Here is a 15,991-nt window from a genome sequence, read left to right on the forward strand (position 1 = left end):
CACCCCGATCTTCGAACCGGAACCGGACAGCCTCCGTCCAACGGGCATGCGGACCACACCGGCGCCGCCCCACACAGGATGGAGTATTCCATGTCGATCAAGACCAAGTTCGCCGCCCTCGCCCTCACCGCGCTCGCCGTGACCGGCACCATCGCGTCCACGACGTCGCAGGCTGAAGCGAAGCCCTATGGCTGGGGCTGGGGCGTTGGCGCAGGTCTCGTCGGCGCCGCCGTCGTCGGCAGCGCGATCGCGGCCAGCGACGGCTATTACTACGGCGGCGGCTATCGGCGCTGCGGCTGGGTGCGCCAGTTCGACGCCTACGGCAACTACATCGGCCGCGTGCGCAGCTGCTACTACTGATCGACACAATTCCTGAGGTTGCGGATCCTGTGTTCGGCACGGGTCCTCATCCACCCCGTGTCGCAACCGACCCGTCCGGCCATCCCCCCGGGCGGGTCAATTCTTGAACACGTCCATCACAGATACTTCGCGACCAGCCTGAAATCACGCAGCACGGCGCGGCCCTTCGGCCCCGATGCCTTCAGCGTCTCCTCCAGGCTGTGACCGATGTGATCGTGGATCAGCGCCTTCTTGGCGCTCTCGATCGCGCTTTCCACCGCCTGCAATTGCTGGGCGATCTGCGCACAGGGCCGGCCCTGCTCGATCATCTCGACGATGGTGTCGAGATGGCCGTTGGCGCGCTTCAAGCGCCGGGCGATCGCAGCGTGTGGATGGTCGTCGGACATCTGGGTCTCCTATCCTCCCCGGAGGATAATCATGATCCTCCCCGGAGGATAGCGGAATCGGCTTGACAGGCCATTGTCGCGGGCGTAGTGCCCGATGACCGGAACGTTCGTTCCGCGCCGGGGGTTCTATCTCCGGAGGCAAGTCGATCCACGAGCCAGCACAGAAGGCACATGGGCAGTAGCAACTCAGGCGACAGTAGTCCGGCGATGCCGGGACTGGTGACGCCGCAACACAGCAAGACTGATCGCGCAGATCTCGCCTGCGTGGACGGGTGGTCGCGCCCAAGCTGACCACTGCTCCTCACCGGCCTGCCGCGACCAGCGGAAGTGGAGGTGAGCGATGTTCGAAAAGCTCGCAAAATTCCGGCAAGCAAGCCCGCGGCACGTTGTCGAGCCGCGGCGCATGCCACCGCCGGCTGCCATTCATTGCAATGACAACCTGCCGGGCTTTCGCCGCCTGGCGGGCCGCCGCCGGCGTCCAACCCCGGCCTGTCATTGGGTCCTGATCGACGGCCGCCTGGAATGCCGGTGGACCATCGACGACACCGGCGGCGATCTCGATCAGCAGCGACGCGCGGGCCAGCGTTTCGGCCCGCGCGCAACAGCCACACGCCACGCCGCGGCAAAGCCGCGGCTGTGCGCTTAGGCCGACCGTGAGGGCGGGCTTGATAACGACGGTGCTGCCGCTCCCTCTCCCCGTTCTTACGGGGAGGGTTGGGGTGAGGGGCCGTCTCCGCGCACACGGTGATAGCTGAGTTCGCGGCTCCCCCTCACCCGGATCGCATCTGACCATGCGATGCGACCTCTAAGAGCGAGCTTCGCTCGTCTCGACCCCGCACGCGGGGCGAGGTGAAGCGGCGCCCGCTGCTCGGTCGGAAGTAGTCGTCCTGGTTTAGGAGGCCGACATGGACGAAGGACCTAGTTGCCCCGTTGCGCAGCATTCAGGCGCGGCAACGGGATTCTCGATCTGCATCACATCTGGAAATGCCGCTGCTCACGGTAGCGGAGACGTGCGCGCCTGACGACGCCCGCGTCCCTCCCGCCGTGCCGAAAGGCGGCGAGGAGACGCGAAATGACCGAAAGCAAGACCACACAAACCGCCATTCTCGATAGCGCGCATGCCGGCGACATCCACGGCGCGCTCGGCAGCATCGCTCGCGACGACACCGCGCCGCGCGCGACCTTGCTGGCCCGGCTGAAGACACTGCTGGCGATCGTCGGCCCCGGCCTGATCGTGATGGTCGGCGACAACGACGCCGGCGCGTTCGGCACCTATACCCAGGCCGGACAGAATTACGGCACCACGCTGCTGTGGACGCTGCTGCTGCTGATCCCCGTGCTGTACGTCAACCAGGAGATGGTAGTGCGGCTCGGCGCGGTCACCGGGGTCGGCCATGCGCGGCTGATCTTCGAGCGCTTCGGCAAGTTCTGGGGCGCCTTCAGCGTCATCGACCTCTTGGTATTGAACGCGCTGACCATCGTCACAGAGTTCATCGGCATCACGTTCGCACTTCGTTATCTCGGCGTCTCGCAGTTCTGGGGCGTGTTGGCCTCGGCTGTTATCGTGATGCTGGCGGTCTCGACCGGCGACTTTCGCCGCTTCGAACGCTTCGGCATCGTGCTGGTCGCAGGCAGCCTGCTGCTGGTACCCGTGATCCTGATGGTGCATCCGCCGCTCGGGCAGATCGCGGCGGACTTCTTCGTGCCGAAGATGCCGCAGGACGCCAAGCTCAGCGAGGTGATGCTGCTGATCGTCGCCATCGTCGGCACCACGGTGGCGCCGTGGCAATTGTTCTTCCAGCAGAGCTACATCGTCGACAAGCGGATCACGCCGCGTTTCATCCGCTATGAGCGGATGGATCTGTGCATCGGCATCGTGCTGGTGGTAGTCGGCGCCGTGGCGATGATCTCGTTCTGCGCGGCAGTGTTCGCAGGAAAGCCCGAATTCGGCAACTACACCGACGCGCTGGGGACCGCCGTCGGCCTCGAGACATATGCCGGCCGGCTGCCGGCGATGCTGTTCGCCCTTGCGCTGCTCGATGCCTGCATCATCGGTGCTGCGGCAGTCTCCCTCGCGACCGCTTATGCGATCGGCGACGTGTTCGCGGTGAAGCACTCGCTGCACCGCAAGCCGTGGGACGCGAAGGGCTTCTACAGCGTCTATTGCGGCCTGATCGTGCTCGCGGCGGTGCTGGTGCTGACGCCGGGCACGCCGCTCGGACTATTGACCAACGCGGTGCAGACGCTGGCCGGCGTGCTGCTGCCGAGCGCGACCGTGTTCCTGCTGCTGCTGTGCAACGACCGCCACATCCTCGGGCCCTGGGTCAATTCGACCAAACTCAACCTGTTCACCGGCGCGGTGGTCGCGGGGCTGGTGATGCTGTCGGTGATCCTGACCGCCGCGGTGCTGTTCCCCGATCTCGGCGAGACGTGGATCATCGGCATCCTGATCGGCGGCAGCGTGCTTGCGCTCGCGATCACGGCGGCCGTCAAGCTGTACGAGCTGTCGTCGCGCCGCAACGCGTCGTTCCGCTTCAAGCGCAAGCCCTCGCTGGTCGACCCCGACAGCTGGCGGATGCCGCCGCTCGACCGGCTGCCGCCGGCGCGGCTCAGCCCGCTGAGCCGGATCTGGATGATCGTGCTGCGTGGCTATCTCGTCGTCGCCGCCGGCCTCGTGCTGCTGCGGATCGTCCAGCTCGCCACGGTGGGAGCGTGACCGCGCGCAATCGCGGCCGGCGATGGAGCGCGATCGTGCTGCTCAGGCTGGCGAGCGCCATCCTGCGCGGCGCGGCCGCGCTCCACCGGAAACGCACAATCTCAAACGCCGGGCTGCGGACGGCGCTGTCGATAGCGCGATGTGTCGAACGGGCCGGCGCGCGGGTCGTGCTCGGCAGGGCATCGCAGCCGGCATTCATCAACACCAAGGACGAGGACAATGGCGGCATCGATTGAACGGTCGGTCGCGACCGGTTTGTCACGGACACGCGGCCGATCGCCGCCGATGTGGCCTGCCGCCTCGCGCTGTTACGTGACTGTCACGGTGGCGTGCAAATCGGAACGGTATCGGGCGCGCCTCAGTTGCTATTGCGAATTATTTGCAATAAGCAACAGGGGATGCTAGGTGCTGATCTGGCTTTGGATGGGACGACACAGATCGGACCGGGGACGGCGGGCGATGATTTCAAATCTCGGGTGGCAAGCGGCCACCAAATCTGCAGTGATGCCGGGCGAAACCGCCACTCGTTCGCGGAAAGCCGCGTCATGACCTGCGTCCGCCTCTTCCGGGTCCAGATCGCCGCCGGCGCAGCGCTCGGTGCGGCAACCTTCGGCGCGCCGGCGACCGCGGCCGATCTGGCGCTCAAATCCCCCGCCGCCAGGGCGGTCTACAGCTGGACCGGGTTCTACGTCGGCGCCCATGTCGGTTATGGCGACGGCACGCTGGGTCCCGGCACCAACCCGATCCTCGAACAGGGCGTGTTCTTTCCGCCCACCATCACCGGCGGGATCGGCGGCTTCCAGGTCGGATACAACAAGGAATTCGCCAACCGCTTCGTGCTCGGCGTCGAGGCGGATGCGACCTTCACCGGCCCGACCGACCTGCCGCGGCGAGTGCTCGGTCCCTTCAATTCGTCGATCGACTATGTCGGCACGCTGCGCGGCCGCGCCGGCTACTCTTTCGGTACCTGGATGCCTTACGTGACCGGCGGCTTCGCCTGGGGCCACAGCCAGGTTCGGATCAACGACGCCGCGGGCGAGGTGATCTCGGAGCCCGGCCAGTACCAGACCGGCTGGACCGTCGGCGCCGGCGCCGAATTTGCGGTGAGCGGCAATTGGACCGCCAAGGTCGAATACGACTATGTCGACCTGTCGCGCCGCACGCTCGGCCTCAATGAGTTCGGCATGCCCGGCGTCAGCATCGACCCGCGTATTCATCTGCTGAAATTCGGCCTCAACTATCAGTTCGGCGACTCGCCATGGTCGGCGACGCCGACGCGCACCGCGCTGCCCGAATCGAGCGACTGGAGTGTGCACGGCCAAACGACGCTGCTGCCGCAGACGTATCCGTCCTTCCGTTCGCCCTATGCCGGCACCAACAGCCTTCCCGGCGCGGGGCAGTTGCAGCAGACCTGGACCACGACGGCGTTTCTCGGCGTGCGGCTCTGGGAAGGCGGCGAATTCTACTTCAACCCGGAAACCGCGCAGGGCTTTGGCCTCAACGGCACGCTCGGCCTCGCCGGCTTCTCGAACGGCGAAGCGCAGAAGGCCGGCGCCCCGTTCCCGAAAATCCGGCCGCAGCGCTACTACTTCAAGCAGACCTTCGGCTTCGGCGGCGAGCAGGAAGACGTCGCCGACGGCCCCAACCAGATCGCCGGCAAGCGTGACATCGACCGGCTCACGCTCGTGGTCGGGCGCTTTGCGGTCGGCGATTTCTTCGACGGCAATTCCTACGCCAAGGACCCGCGCGCCGATTTCATGAACTGGGCGATGTGGGCGTCCGCCGCCTACGACTTCCCGGCCGACCTGCCCGGCTATACCCGCGGCGCGGTGGTCGAGCTCAACCGCAAGGATTGGGCGGTGCGCGCCGGCGTGTTCCAGGTGCCGAACGCACCGAACAGCGACGTTCTGGTGTTCGACACCGGCGGCGCCGTGGTGGAATTCGAGGGCCGCTATTCGATCTTCGACCAGCCCGGCAAGCTGCGCGTCGGCGTGTTCGGCAATCGCGGCAACACCGGCAATTATCGCCAGGCGCTCGCCATCGAGGATGCCAATCCGGGGCTCGACATCAACGACGTGATGGCCGGCATCCGCAAGGACAATCTGAAATACGGCTTCTATCTGAACGGCGAGCAGCAGATCGCAAAGGATGTCGGCCTGTTCGGCCGCCTCAGCTGGAACGACGGTCAGAACGAAATCCTGTCGTTCACCGATGTCGATCGCAGCGTCTCGGGCGGCCTGTCGATCAAGGGCAGCAGGTGGGGACGGGCGAACGACACGATCGGCATCGGTGGCGCGATCAACGGGCTGTCATCAGCGCATCGCGACTATCTTGCCGCCGGCGGCCTCGGTCTGCTGATCGGCGACGGCGCGCTGAACTACAGCCCGGAGCGAATCTTCGAGACCTACTACGCCTATCAGGTGAACAAGAACCTGACGCTGACCGCGGACTATCAGTTCATCACCAACCCCGCCTACAACGCCGACCGCGGCCCGGTGCACATCTTCTCCGGCCGCATCCACGGCGAGTTCTGAACGCGCCATCTTCCAACGTCGTCCCGGCGAAAGCCGGGACGACAGCAAATTTGCCGCGCCGTTCTTCTCAATGATGTCTCGGAGGTGGTTCGATAGAGCAAACGCCCTCTCCCCACTCAGATATATGTAGACCCCCCGGGCTTGCCGCAAGCCCGGGGTCATCCCGTAGAACGCGCGCCCAATCGAACGGAGGAGTGCGGGATGCGGGAACATGCTGTCGTGATTGCCGGCGGAGGTCCGACCGGGCTGATGCTGGCGGGCGAGTTGGCGCTGGCGGGAATAGATGTTGCGATTGTCGAGCGGCGCGCGAGGGAGGACCTGATCGGTGCGCGCGCCGGCGGCCTGCACGCGCGCACCATCGAGGTGCTCGATCAGCGCGGCATCGGCGACCGCTTCGTCGCGCTGGGAACGCGCCATCCGGCGGTGCTGTTCCATTCTCATCTGGTTCCGCTTGAGATCACCGACTTTCCGACCCGGCGCAATTTCACGCTTGGGCTCCGGCAGAACCATATCGAGCGCCTGCTCGGCGAATGGGTTGGCGAACTGGTGGTGCAGACCTATCGCGCGCGCGGCGTGATCGGCTTCACGCAGGACGACGGCGGCGTCGACGTCGAACTGTCGGATGGCCAATTGCTCCGGGCACAATATCTCGTCGGCTGCGACGGCGGCCGGAGCCTCGTCCGCAAAGCGGCCGGCATCGAATTCGCCGGGTGGGATCCGACCACGAGCTGGCTGATCGCCGAGGCCGAGATGGCGGGCGAGCCAGAATGGGGCTTTCGCCGGCACGACGCCGGCACCTCAGCGATCGGCAAGGCGGAAGATGGCGGGCGAGTGCGGCTGGTGCTGACCGAGCGGCAACTCGACACCGACCGGGAGCCGACCTTGCGCGACGTCAGCGAGGCACTGGTCGCCGCGTACGGCACCGATTTCGGCATCCACAGTCCGGTCTGGATCTCGCGCTTCACCGACGTGACCCGGCAGGCCGTGACCTACCGCAAACAGCGCGTGCTGCTGGCCGGCGATGCCGCCCATGTGCATCCGCCGATGGGCGGCCAGGGCCTCAATATCGGCGTGCAGGACGCGGTGAACCTGGGCTGGAAGCTGGCCCAGGTGGTCAAGCAGATCGCGCCGGACAGCCTGCTCGACACCTACGAAGCCGAACGGCATCCGGTGGCGGCCCGCGTGCTGCGCAACACCATGGCGCATGTCGCGCTCAACCGCACCGATCCGCGCACCAGGGCGCTGAACGAGATCGTCTCCGGCCTGCTGCGCATGGACGAGCCGCGCAGAAGCTTTGCCGCGATGATGTCCGGCCTCGATCTTCACTACGATCTTGGCGACGGCCATCCGCTGCTCGGACGCCGCATGCCCGATCTCGATCTGGTCACCGCCAACGGCCCGATGCAGGTCTTCGCGCTGCTGCACCGGGCGCGGCCGGTGCTGCTGAATTTCGGCGCGCCCGGCGGCATCGCCATCGCGGGATGGACCGACCGGGTTCAGCTGGTCGATACCGAGTATCGCGGCGCATGGGAGCTTCCCGCGCACGGCACGGTTTCGGCCCCGACCGCGGTGCTGGTGCGGCCCGATGGCTACGTGGCGTGGGTTGGCGAGCGAACGCAGGCCGGCCTAACCGATGCGCTGACCAAATGGTTCGGCGCGTCCGCTGGTACGTCGTGAGCGTAGCCCGGATGGAGCGCAGCGTAATCCGTGATCGGTCGATCCGCACAGAGAGTGGTCCTGGATTACTTTGCGCTTCATCCGGGCTACGGATTTGCCGCCCCTACCCCGCCGGCTGGAACGAATCCGCGCGCGCCATCGCCCAGGCGTCGCGGAAGCGGCGGTCCTGGGTACCTTCGAGCAGTTCGCCGGGGCGCAGCGTCGGATAGAGCTCGGCGAAGGAAGAGACCTCGGTGGTCGAACTTCGCTGCGAGAAGTGGATCGGGCGCAGCTCCTTGGTGTGCTCGAGGCCGGCGGCGGCGAGCAGCTCGGTCAGCGCGTGCAGGGTCGAGTGGTGGTAGTTGTACACGCGGTCGATCTTGTCGGGCACATAGAGCGCGCGGTTGCGGATCGGGTCCTGCGAGGTGACGCCGGTCGGACAGCGATCGGTGTGGCAGCTCAGAGACTGGATGCAGCCGAGCGCGAACATGAAGCCGCGCGCCGAATTGCACCAGTCGGCCCCGATCGCCATCGCGCGCGCCATGTCGAAGGCGGTCGCGATCTTGCCGGAGGCACCGATCTTGATCCGATCGCGCGCGCCGATGCCGATCAGCGCGTTGTGGACGAAATTGACGCCCTCGCGCATCGGCATGCCGAGATGGTCCATGAATTCGAGCGGCGCGGCGCCGGTGCCGCCCTCATTGCCGTCGACCACGATGAAGTCGGGATAGAGCCCGCTCTCGTGCATCGCCTTGCAGATCGCCAGGAATTCCCAGGGATGGCCGATGCACATCTTGAATCCGGCAGGCTTGCCGCCGGACAGCTTGCGCATCTGGGCGACGAATTCCATCATCTGCAGCGGCGTCGAGAACGCCTTGTGATAGGCCGGCGAGATGCAGTCCTCGCCCATCGGTACGCCCCGGATCTTGGAAATCTCCTCGGAAACCTTCGCCGCCGGCAGCACGCCGCCATGGCCGGGCTTGGCACCCTGGCTGATCTTGAGCTCGACCATCTTGATCTGATCGTCACCCGCGACGCGTGCGAACTCGTCGGGATTGAAGGTGCCGTCACGGTTGCGGCAGCCGAAATAGCCGGAGCCGATCTCCCAGATGATGTCGCCTCCCATCTCGCGGTGATAAGGGCTGACGCCGCCCTCCCCGGTGTCGTGGGCGAAGCCGCCCTTCTTGGCGCCGGCATTGAGCGCCCGCACCGCGTTCGGGCTCAGCGCGCCAAAGCTCATCGCCGAGATATTGAAGACCGAGGCCGAATACGGCTTGGTGCAGTCGGGGCCGCCGACGGTGATGCGGAATTTCTGGTCGGCCTTCGGCTTCGGCGCCACCGAGTGGTGCATCCACTCATAGCCCTCGCGATAGACGTCCTCCTGGGTGCCGAACGGCCGCTTGTCGAGCACCATCTTGGCACGCTGGTAAACCACCGCGCGGGTGTCGCGCGAGAACGGCATGCCGTCCTTCTCGCTCTCGAAGAAATATTGCCGCATCTCCGGGCGGATTTCCTCGAGCAGGAAGCGGACATGCGCCGAGATCGGGTAGTTGCGCAGCACCGCGTGGTTCTTCTGGGTGAGGTCGCGGATGCCGAGCAATGTCAGCGCGCCGAAGATGATCAGCGGGATCAGGACGATCTTGAAGACCTTGTGATCGAAAATCCCAACCAGCAGCAGGAGCGCGGTGACGACGGCGCAGATCGTCAGCACGATGAAACGCGGCGAGAACGGAAGCAGCACTGTATCCATGAAATTCCTCCGGTCTGCCCAAATGACCTGTCGGCCGCGAGCCTAATCCAACTCGCGGAACAAGTGCACTACGGTTATACGGCCGAGCCCTCACAGATGTGACAACCGCCCGAATGAGCGGGTGCGGATACCGGTCGAACTAAAACGAAATCGACTTTTGCACTGCAACGAAGCGGAGAGCCCCACAAAGACTGCGCCCCCTTTCCCGCTTGCGGGCAGGGCTAGCGCATATAGCGCTTGCGGGCTTCTGCAACTGACGTGTCCACGTCATCGAGCCATGGAACGAGGCCGACAGCGGGATAGGACAGCTGCCGTCGCACGGCGCGCTGCCAAAATATCGAAAACAACCCCATGCAAAGGAGCCGGCGACGTGCCGGCGCTCGACCAGCACCTTGACACGTCGGGCAAATCAGGGGTATTATTCTATTATCCCGAAATCATGATGTGAATCTGCAGCTCCTCCGTCGTCCCTGCCTGGTGCGCAATTGCGCACGGGAGCAGGACCCATACGCCGCGGCGGACCTTGTTGAAGGGACTCATCGTTCCAGCATCGCCCAACAATTGGCATTTGTGGTTATGGGTCCCTGCTTTCGCAGGGACGACGATGGGGATGGTTCTCGATTCGAGGCGTCACACCACGCGGTGTCATCACCCGCGGATGCCGCCTAGTGGTCGTGCGGCTGCAATTCGTGCGGGATGTGCCCCGGCCTCAGGCCGTCGCCGTCGAGCCAGGCGTTGGTGGTGTCGAGTGCCCGGGTAATGTGATCGGCAGTCCGCGAGAAATCGTAGGGCGAGCCGACCAGCGGGCAGAGCGGCGGCACCACGAAGTACTCGACATCGGGCCCGATGTTCTCGAGCTCGTTGACGAGCTGCCGCGCGATCAGGAGCGTCAGCGCGTGCAGGGCATTGGCGAGCGCGCCGATCGGCGGCGCCTGGTTGGCGCAGGCATGCCCGGTCGGCAGCACGATCAGGCGCTTGGCACCGTGCCTGACAGCGACGCGGACCGGCGTGTTGCTGGAGATCGCGCCATCGGCCAGGAAACGATCGCGGTAATGCACCGGCGTGAACGCACCCGGGATCGCGGTCGATGCGACGATCGCCTCCGCGGTCGAACCTTCCGACAGCACCACGCTGTCGCCGCTGATGATGTCTGTGGTGACGATGTGGATCGGGATCCGCGCGTCCTCGAGATTGCGGAACGGGATGTAGTCGTCGATCAGCTTGCGGACGCCGTCATGCGGGATCAGGAAGTCGCGCCGCCACAGGAAGCTCACCAGCGTCCGCCACGTCACCGGAAACACGTCTTGCCGGTTGAGGCCGCGCCAGATCTCGGCCAGCCGCGCGACGCCCGAGACCGTCGGGTCGCCGGCGTAGAACGCGCCGTTCAGTGCGCCGACGCTGGAGCCGACCACCATGTCGGCGACCACGCCATGCGCGGCCAGCGCCTGCAGCATGCCGACCTGGATCGCGCCAAAGCTGCCGCCGCCGGCAAAAACAAACGCGGTTTTCGGTGCATCCGGATCGGTGATGGACAAGGTGCTGCTCCCAGATCGCCGCGTTCGCGCAACGGCCGCGCGGCGTTGGGGGCGTTATAGCAGTGGGGGATTGAAAAGCACCACATACACAGATGTCGTCCTGGCCTAATGCGCAATTGCGCACCGTAGCCAGAGCCCATAACCACAAATGCAAAAGGCTGGAGCCCGGTGGGGCCCCAGCCTTCGCAAAACAGGGAGCGGTGATAATGGGCCCTGGCTTTCGCCAGGACGACAATCCTGACGCTCGACGGCCTCAGCGCTCGACGAACGCCTTCTCGATCACGAAGTGACCGGGGGTGTTGCCGCTGCCTTCCTTGAAGCCGCGCGTCTCGAACAGCTGCTTCAGCTCTTCCAGCATCGCCGGGCTGCCGCACATCATGATGCGATCTGTCTCGATGTCGAGCGGACCCTGATGCAGATCGGTGAACAGCTGGTTGGAGGTGATCAGATCGGTGATGCGGCCGCGGTTGCGGAACGGCTCGCGCGTCACGGTCGGATAGTATGAGAGCTTCTCGGACAGCAGCGGCCCGAACAGCTCGTCGTCGCGCAGCTTGGCGACCAGCTCCTCGCCATAGGCGAGCTCGGAGACCTGGCGGCAGCCATGTACCAGCAGGATCTGATCGTAGCGATCATAGACCTCGGGGTCCTTGATCAGGCTGGCGAACGGCGCGAGGCCGGTGCCGGTCGACAGCAGCATCAGCCGCTTGCCGGGAATCAGGTTGTCGGTGATCAGCGTGCCGGTCGCCTTGCGGCCGACCAGGATGGTGTCGCCCTCGCGGATCTTCTGCAGCTTGGAGGTGAGCGGGCCGTCCTGCACCTTGATCGAGAAGAACTCGAGCTCTTCCTCGTGATTGGCGCTCGCCATCGAATAGGCGCGCAGCAGCGGCCTGCCGTCGACCTCGAGGCCGATCATGGCAAACTGCCCGTTCTGGAAGCGGAAACCGGTATCGCGGGTCGCCCGGAAGCTGAAAAGCGTATCGGTCCAGTGCTGAACGGAAAGAACTTTCTCTCGATAGAACGCGCTCATGGGTTTTCGTTTTCCCGACTGACCAGAATTAGAATAGTTTGATTTTTAGACGGCTCGCGACGGCGCGGAAGTGGCCGAAATCACTGAAGATCTCGCGTGTCCATTGCGCCAATGCAGCAGATAGTCAAGATCAACTGGCGTGCAATTGCGATCTCAGAATGGCAGTCGTTCGATTTCGCGCAGAGGTTCAACCGCGTCATCGTTAACACGTGGTACTCCAGGTAATTTACTTGCTGAGATCGGCATCGATCCGGCAATTAATTGCTACGAAAACCGCGGTGAAGGGAAAATGATCTCGTGGTCCTGATCAGCCAGCGAATCTTCCTGGAAACCATCAAAAAATATTGTTTGGCGCACGCGATTGCCGTCGAGGTGCGGTCCGGCGGCTGGCTGGTCACCATGACCAAGGGCAACGCGCGGCGGCTCGCGATCGGCTACGACGTCGGGCTGAACAGCGCGGTCGCGCATCAGGTCGCCAACGACAAATCGGCCTGCGCGGACGTGCTGGCATCGGCCGGCGTCCCCGTCATTCCGCATACGCTGTTTTTGGGCGCGAAGCTCAGCAAGCACATCCCGGGATCGGACTCGCTGGACGCGATGCAGCGTCTGCTCGAGCAGCATCCCCAGGGGCTCGTCGTCAAACCCAATGAGGGGACCTCCGGCGAGCTTGTCTTCCGTGTCAAGACGCGAACGCAACTGGAGACCGCGGTCGCGCGCGTCCTTGCCGCGCATCCAAGTCTCGCCATCTCGCCCTATGTCGAGATCGCGGACGAGGTGCGCGTCGTGCTGCTGGATGCGCGCGCGCTGATCGTCTACGGCAAGGCGCGCCCGTCGGTGACCGGCGACGGCATAAGATCGCTGCGCGCGCTGGCGCAGGCGAGCGCGACGGCCGAGCAACTCAAGACCATGACCGAGGATTTCGATGCCGCCGCGCTCGACGCCGTTCCGCCCGCCGGCGAACAGCTTCTGCTCAACTGGCGGCATAACCTCGATGCCGGCGCGGAGCCCGTGCTGCTCGCCGATGGCACGACGCGCGAGGCCTGCGTCGCGCTCGCGATCAGGGCCGCGCAGGCCGTCGGCATCCGCTACGCCTCGATCGACGTCGTGCGCACGGATGGCGCGTGGAAAATCCTCGAGGTGAACTCCGGGGTGAAGATGGAAGCGCTGGGGCGCCGGCATCCGGCGCTGGTCGAGGCGGCGTATTCGGCCGCGCTGGACGAAGTGTTCGCGTAGGCAGCGTTCCCCTGCCCGACGACGCGGGCTCGCCGGCGCGATCCTGCACTGTGAGCGCCCGATCAGTCTTGCGGGTGCTCCTTCTCATAGGCGGCGACGATCAATTCCGATTGCTCGATCTGTGCCGTGAGACGCTCGATCTCGGCTTGCGTCTCTGGAAACACGTCAGTCCCCGCCGTATTTCCGGATTGCAATTCCGCGATCAGTTCCCGGTTCTTCGCAATCTGCTCCCGGTGCCAATCGATTTCGGGATCGTCTTGCATGGGCCACCCATCGGCGAGAGCTACGACGCCAGCTCTCGCAGCAGCGTGGGTGGATAAACCGGCTTCTCGAAAAACTTGACGCCCTCAGGCAGCGCGCTGTCCGGGGGCCGGCCCGAGATGACCATAACGCGCACGCCCGGATCGCAATCGACGGCCAAACGTGCAAGCTCGACGCCATCCATTTTGCCCGTGAGCTTGATATCGGTAACCACCAGCGACGGATGACGCATCTTGATGGCCAGCGCTGCCGTCTCGGCGTCCTCGCACTGGATGACGTCGAAATGGCCTTCTTCCAACAACAGCGCAATCATGTCGCGCTGGATCGTGTCGTCTTCGACCACAATTGCTATTTGACGACTTGGTCTCGCGTAAGCCATGGCGACCTCCGAACGATCAACCACCGTTAACGAATGAGGATGCTGATGGTTCTGGTTCCCGCTTCATGAGGCTGACTGCGGCAGACCTTTGCAGGTTCCGTGCGGAACAACTTTGCAGGCTTCAGCGTCATTGATGGGCGACAAGCCGGACGAGCCGAATGGTTCGGGCCTGAGCAAGGGAATTCTTGCGAGATAGTGCCAGGAGGCAGAGCTCATGAAGGACGTTGTGCAGTCGGATCAGGATCCTCGCGAACCCTACGGGACTGACGTGACGGCCGGCGCGACAGGTTATGCGTCCTCTCGACGATGGATCGAGGATCAGGCCATCGAACGGCCCGCGCTCGCGAGGCAGCCCAGGATGCAGCACGAGACGGCCAATCGCCTCCGCGCTCGCCTGCCGCACGACGTCATTTCCGAAATGGAAGCAGAGCTGAAGCGACAAGTCGATCGAATCGTCGCCGAACGACATTAGCTGGTGAAGCAACGAGCTCGCTGACTTCAACAGCCGAATCTTGCCTGCCGATGATGCTCCAGAGATCGCGGCGCGTGGACACTCGAAGGAAGATCCCGCCGGATCGACGGAGCTTTGATGGGTGCGATTCTTGGCCGCGCGGTTTTCCAGGTCATGGTTGTTCTGGCGGCGGTCGGCATCGTTGCCCTCGCATGCATGGCAGTCCGCGGCGGCTGACGCGGGGCGGTGGTGCGGCCGGCACGGAAGCTCTGGCCGTCATTTTGATCGATTCAGCGCCTTGCTCATCCTGCGCAAGGGAGTACGCTTCCGTGCATTGATTGATCCGGAAACAGATTATGCGCAAACTTCTTTTGAGCTTCGTCGCACTCGCGGCGTTCGCCGCCGCCTTCAATCCTCCGGCCGCCAATGCGGTGTTTTGGCGCGGCGTCACGGCCCCGACGAATATCGACATCCACGGCTACCCGATCATCAAGGAGCCGCCTCCGAGCACATGCCAGCTGATCCACGTGAATGGATACTGGGTCCGGCAGTGCCTGGATTTGTCGCGGCGCTATTGGCGGTGAACGGCGCGCGCCGGACTTTGCGACCTCTCCTGCAAAGCGAGAGGCCGAAATTCGCGGCTAAAGCGCGATGAGATTAGGTTGAATCGTCATCGCGCCTTAGCTCTTTGTTTGAGCATGATCTTTTCGGAAAACCGCTTCGCACTTTTCCGGATCATGCGTTAGTTCGACCCGCCCGGCGAATCGTCGAGCGCCTTGAAGGCCTCTTCGAGCTGCGGTGACAGCGCGACATTGAGCTTCTCGCCGGTCGGCAGCCGGGCGACGAACCATTTGTTGTAGAGCGGGACGATGTCGCGATTCGAGGCGAGCCTGCGGAACGCCCGTTCGACCACGTCCTTCATCTGCGGCTCGCCCTTGCGGTACATGATGCCGTAGGGATCGTAGGACAGGTAGTCGCCGGTGACGCGGAACTTGTCCTGCGACTTGTGCCGCGCGATCAGGCCGTAGAGCAGGATGTCATCGGTCGCGAACGCATCCGCCTTGCCGTCCACCAGCATCTGGTAGGACTGCTCGTGGTCGGGTGCGGTGACGATGTTGAGGCCGAGCTTTTGTTTGGCGTCGACATTGTGCATCGCCTGCTCGTTGGTGGTGCCCTTGGTCACCACCACCGTCTTGCCCTTCAGGTCGGCGACCTGGGTGACGCCGGAGGCCTTCGGCACCATCAGCTTGGTACCGGCCACGAACATCAGCGGCGAGAATGCGACCTGCTTGCCGCGCTCGGCATTCGCCGTGGTCGATCCGCATTCGAGGTCGATCTTCTTGTCGACGACCGCCGGAATGCGGTCGTCGGAGGTGACCTTGACGTAGTCGACCTTGAGATTGGCGTCGTCGACCTCGGTCCCGATCTCCTCGACGATCGCATCGCACAGCTCGAGGCTGTAGCCGATCGGCCGTTTGGAGTGATCGAGGAACGAGAACGGCAGCGAGCTTTCGCGATAGCCGATCCGCACCGTGTGCGTGGCCTTGATGTTGGCGAGCGTGGGGCTGAGCCCCTCGCCCGCCGGCTGTGCGGACACAGGGCCAGAGAGCAGGCTTGCCGCCAGCAGGCACGCTGACAGCAGGCATGTCGACAGGAGAGGCGCTTCAGCCCGTATCGGCCTCCAGCGGGCGCGATGCATGCAT

The 15,991-nt window shown here is 64.5% G+C and carries 16 protein-coding genes; 9 read left to right on the forward strand and 7 right to left on the reverse strand.

Annotation, left to right across the window (positions count from 1 at the left end; translation table 11 throughout):
* The first annotated feature begins 90 nt into the window (after window positions 1-90).
* Entirely contained in the window at window positions 91-360 is a 270-nt protein-coding gene (locus ACVWY5_RS36455; RefSeq protein ID WP_018269139.1) for a hypothetical protein, read from the forward strand.
* Window positions 361-476: 116 nt separating this feature from the next.
* Here ACVWY5_RS36455 and ACVWY5_RS36460 read toward each other — a convergent pair whose 3' ends face one another.
* A complete protein-coding gene (locus ACVWY5_RS36460; RefSeq protein WP_016840607.1) occupies window positions 477-746 on the reverse strand; it encodes a metal-sensing transcriptional repressor in 270 nt (89 codons plus the stop codon).
* Between the two features lie 340 nt (window positions 747-1,086).
* On the opposite strand from ACVWY5_RS36460, the gene ACVWY5_RS36465 reads away from it, so the two are divergent.
* The 5 genes from ACVWY5_RS36465 to ACVWY5_RS36485 all read left to right on the forward strand — a co-directional run bounded on the left by ACVWY5_RS36465 (window position 1,087) and on the right by ACVWY5_RS36485 (window position 7,673).
* A complete protein-coding gene (locus tag ACVWY5_RS36465; RefSeq protein WP_028337602.1) occupies window positions 1,087-1,392 on the forward strand; it encodes a hypothetical protein in 306 nt (101 codons plus the stop codon).
* Between the two features lie 426 nt (window positions 1,393-1,818).
* On the forward strand, window positions 1,819-3,462 hold the full coding sequence (locus ACVWY5_RS36470) for an Nramp family divalent metal transporter (protein WP_028337603.1): 1,644 nt from the start codon (window positions 1,819-1,821) through the stop codon (window positions 3,460-3,462).
* On the forward strand, window positions 3,459-3,698 hold the full coding sequence (locus tag ACVWY5_RS36475) for a hypothetical protein (RefSeq protein ID WP_028337604.1): 240 nt from the start codon (window positions 3,459-3,461) through the stop codon (window positions 3,696-3,698). The genes ACVWY5_RS36470 and ACVWY5_RS36475 overlap by 4 nt, the downstream gene beginning before the upstream one ends.
* Window positions 3,699-4,007: 309 nt before the next feature.
* A complete protein-coding gene (locus ACVWY5_RS36480) occupies window positions 4,008-5,996 on the forward strand; it encodes a carbohydrate porin (protein WP_028337605.1) in 1,989 nt (662 codons plus the stop codon).
* Window positions 5,997-6,197: 201 nt separating this feature from the next.
* Window positions 6,198-7,673 carry an FAD-dependent monooxygenase gene (locus tag ACVWY5_RS36485; RefSeq protein ID WP_028337606.1) on the forward strand — a complete coding sequence of 492 codons (1,476 nt, stop codon included), beginning with the start codon at window positions 6,198-6,200 and terminating at the stop codon, window positions 7,671-7,673.
* A 103-nt stretch (window positions 7,674-7,776) separates the two neighbouring features.
* Here the strand turns inward: ACVWY5_RS36485 and ACVWY5_RS36490 are convergent, their stop codons facing one another.
* The 3 genes from ACVWY5_RS36490 to ACVWY5_RS36500 all read right to left on the reverse strand — a co-directional run bounded on the left by ACVWY5_RS36490 (window position 7,777) and on the right by ACVWY5_RS36500 (window position 11,964).
* The gene (locus ACVWY5_RS36490) at window positions 7,777-9,402 is read right to left on the reverse strand and encodes an FMN-binding glutamate synthase family protein (RefSeq protein WP_028337607.1); all 1,626 of its coding nucleotides are present in this window, start codon (window positions 9,400-9,402) and stop codon (window positions 7,777-7,779) included.
* Between the two features lie 665 nt (window positions 9,403-10,067).
* Window positions 10,068-10,937, reverse strand: a complete 870-nt coding sequence (locus tag ACVWY5_RS36495) for a patatin-like phospholipase family protein (RefSeq protein ID WP_028337608.1) — start codon at window positions 10,935-10,937, stop codon at window positions 10,068-10,070.
* A 253-nt stretch (window positions 10,938-11,190) separates the two neighbouring features.
* Complete coding sequence (locus tag ACVWY5_RS36500; protein WP_028337609.1) at window positions 11,191-11,964, reverse strand: ferredoxin--NADP reductase; 774 nt, start codon at window positions 11,962-11,964, stop codon at window positions 11,191-11,193.
* 297 nt (window positions 11,965-12,261) lie between these two features.
* Here ACVWY5_RS36500 and ACVWY5_RS36505 point away from each other — a divergent pair, with 297 nt between their 5' ends.
* Window positions 12,262-13,197, forward strand: a complete 936-nt coding sequence (locus ACVWY5_RS36505) for an ATP-grasp domain-containing protein (RefSeq protein WP_028337610.1) — start codon at window positions 12,262-12,264, stop codon at window positions 13,195-13,197.
* Between the two features lie 62 nt (window positions 13,198-13,259).
* Here the strand turns inward: ACVWY5_RS36505 and ACVWY5_RS36510 are convergent, their stop codons facing one another.
* Window positions 13,260-13,460, reverse strand: coding sequence for a hypothetical protein (locus ACVWY5_RS36510; RefSeq protein ID WP_028337611.1), 201 nt, complete (start codon window positions 13,458-13,460; stop codon window positions 13,260-13,262).
* Window positions 13,461-13,480: 20 nt separating this feature from the next.
* Window positions 13,481-13,837 (reverse strand): response regulator, encoded by a 357-nt coding sequence (locus ACVWY5_RS36515; RefSeq protein ID WP_028337612.1) that lies wholly within the window; start codon window positions 13,835-13,837, stop codon window positions 13,481-13,483.
* A gap of 214 nt (window positions 13,838-14,051) precedes the next feature.
* On the opposite strand from ACVWY5_RS36515, the gene ACVWY5_RS36520 reads away from it, so the two are divergent.
* The gene (locus ACVWY5_RS36520; protein WP_028337613.1) at window positions 14,052-14,309 is read left to right on the forward strand and encodes a hypothetical protein; all 258 of its coding nucleotides are present in this window, start codon (window positions 14,052-14,054) and stop codon (window positions 14,307-14,309) included.
* A gap of 335 nt (window positions 14,310-14,644) precedes the next feature.
* Window positions 14,645-14,872 (forward strand): hypothetical protein, encoded by a 228-nt coding sequence (locus ACVWY5_RS36525; RefSeq protein ID WP_028337614.1) that lies wholly within the window; start codon window positions 14,645-14,647, stop codon window positions 14,870-14,872.
* A 158-nt stretch (window positions 14,873-15,030) separates the two neighbouring features.
* Here ACVWY5_RS36525 and ACVWY5_RS36530 read toward each other — a convergent pair whose 3' ends face one another.
* A complete protein-coding gene (locus tag ACVWY5_RS36530; RefSeq protein ID WP_051376257.1) occupies window positions 15,031-15,987 on the reverse strand; it encodes an amino acid ABC transporter substrate-binding protein in 957 nt (318 codons plus the stop codon).
* Between the last annotated feature and the right edge of the window lie 4 nt (window positions 15,988-15,991).

The sequence above is a fragment of the Bradyrhizobium sp. USDA 3256 genome (assembly GCF_054058275.1).

Coding starts and splice junctions, on each gene's coding strand:
- ACVWY5_RS36530 (WP_051376257.1), bottom strand. CDS start 15,987: ATGCATCGCGCCCGCTGGAGGCCGATACGGGCTGAAGCGCCTCTCCTG.
- ACVWY5_RS36510 (WP_028337611.1), bottom strand. CDS start 13,460: ATGCAAGACGATCCCGAAATCGATTGGCACCGGGAGCAGATTGCGAAG.
- ACVWY5_RS36480 (WP_028337605.1), top strand. CDS start 4,008: ATGACCTGCGTCCGCCTCTTCCGGGTCCAGATCGCCGCCGGCGCAGCG.
- ACVWY5_RS36485 (WP_028337606.1), top strand. CDS start 6,198: ATGCGGGAACATGCTGTCGTGATTGCCGGCGGAGGTCCGACCGGGCTG.
- ACVWY5_RS36470 (WP_028337603.1), top strand. CDS start 1,819: ATGACCGAAAGCAAGACCACACAAACCGCCATTCTCGATAGCGCGCAT.
- ACVWY5_RS36465 (WP_028337602.1), top strand. CDS start 1,087: ATGTTCGAAAAGCTCGCAAAATTCCGGCAAGCAAGCCCGCGGCACGTT.
- ACVWY5_RS36515 (WP_028337612.1), bottom strand. CDS start 13,837: ATGGCTTACGCGAGACCAAGTCGTCAAATAGCAATTGTGGTCGAAGAC.
- ACVWY5_RS36520 (WP_028337613.1), top strand. CDS start 14,052: ATGAAGGACGTTGTGCAGTCGGATCAGGATCCTCGCGAACCCTACGGG.
- ACVWY5_RS36500 (WP_028337609.1), bottom strand. CDS start 11,964: ATGAGCGCGTTCTATCGAGAGAAAGTTCTTTCCGTTCAGCACTGGACC.
- ACVWY5_RS36490 (WP_028337607.1), bottom strand. CDS start 9,402: ATGGATACAGTGCTGCTTCCGTTCTCGCCGCGTTTCATCGTGCTGACG.
- ACVWY5_RS36460 (WP_016840607.1), bottom strand. CDS start 746: ATGTCCGACGACCATCCACACGCTGCGATCGCCCGGCGCTTGAAGCGC.
- ACVWY5_RS36525 (WP_028337614.1), top strand. CDS start 14,645: ATGCGCAAACTTCTTTTGAGCTTCGTCGCACTCGCGGCGTTCGCCGCC.
- ACVWY5_RS36455 (WP_018269139.1), top strand. CDS start 91: ATGTCGATCAAGACCAAGTTCGCCGCCCTCGCCCTCACCGCGCTCGCC.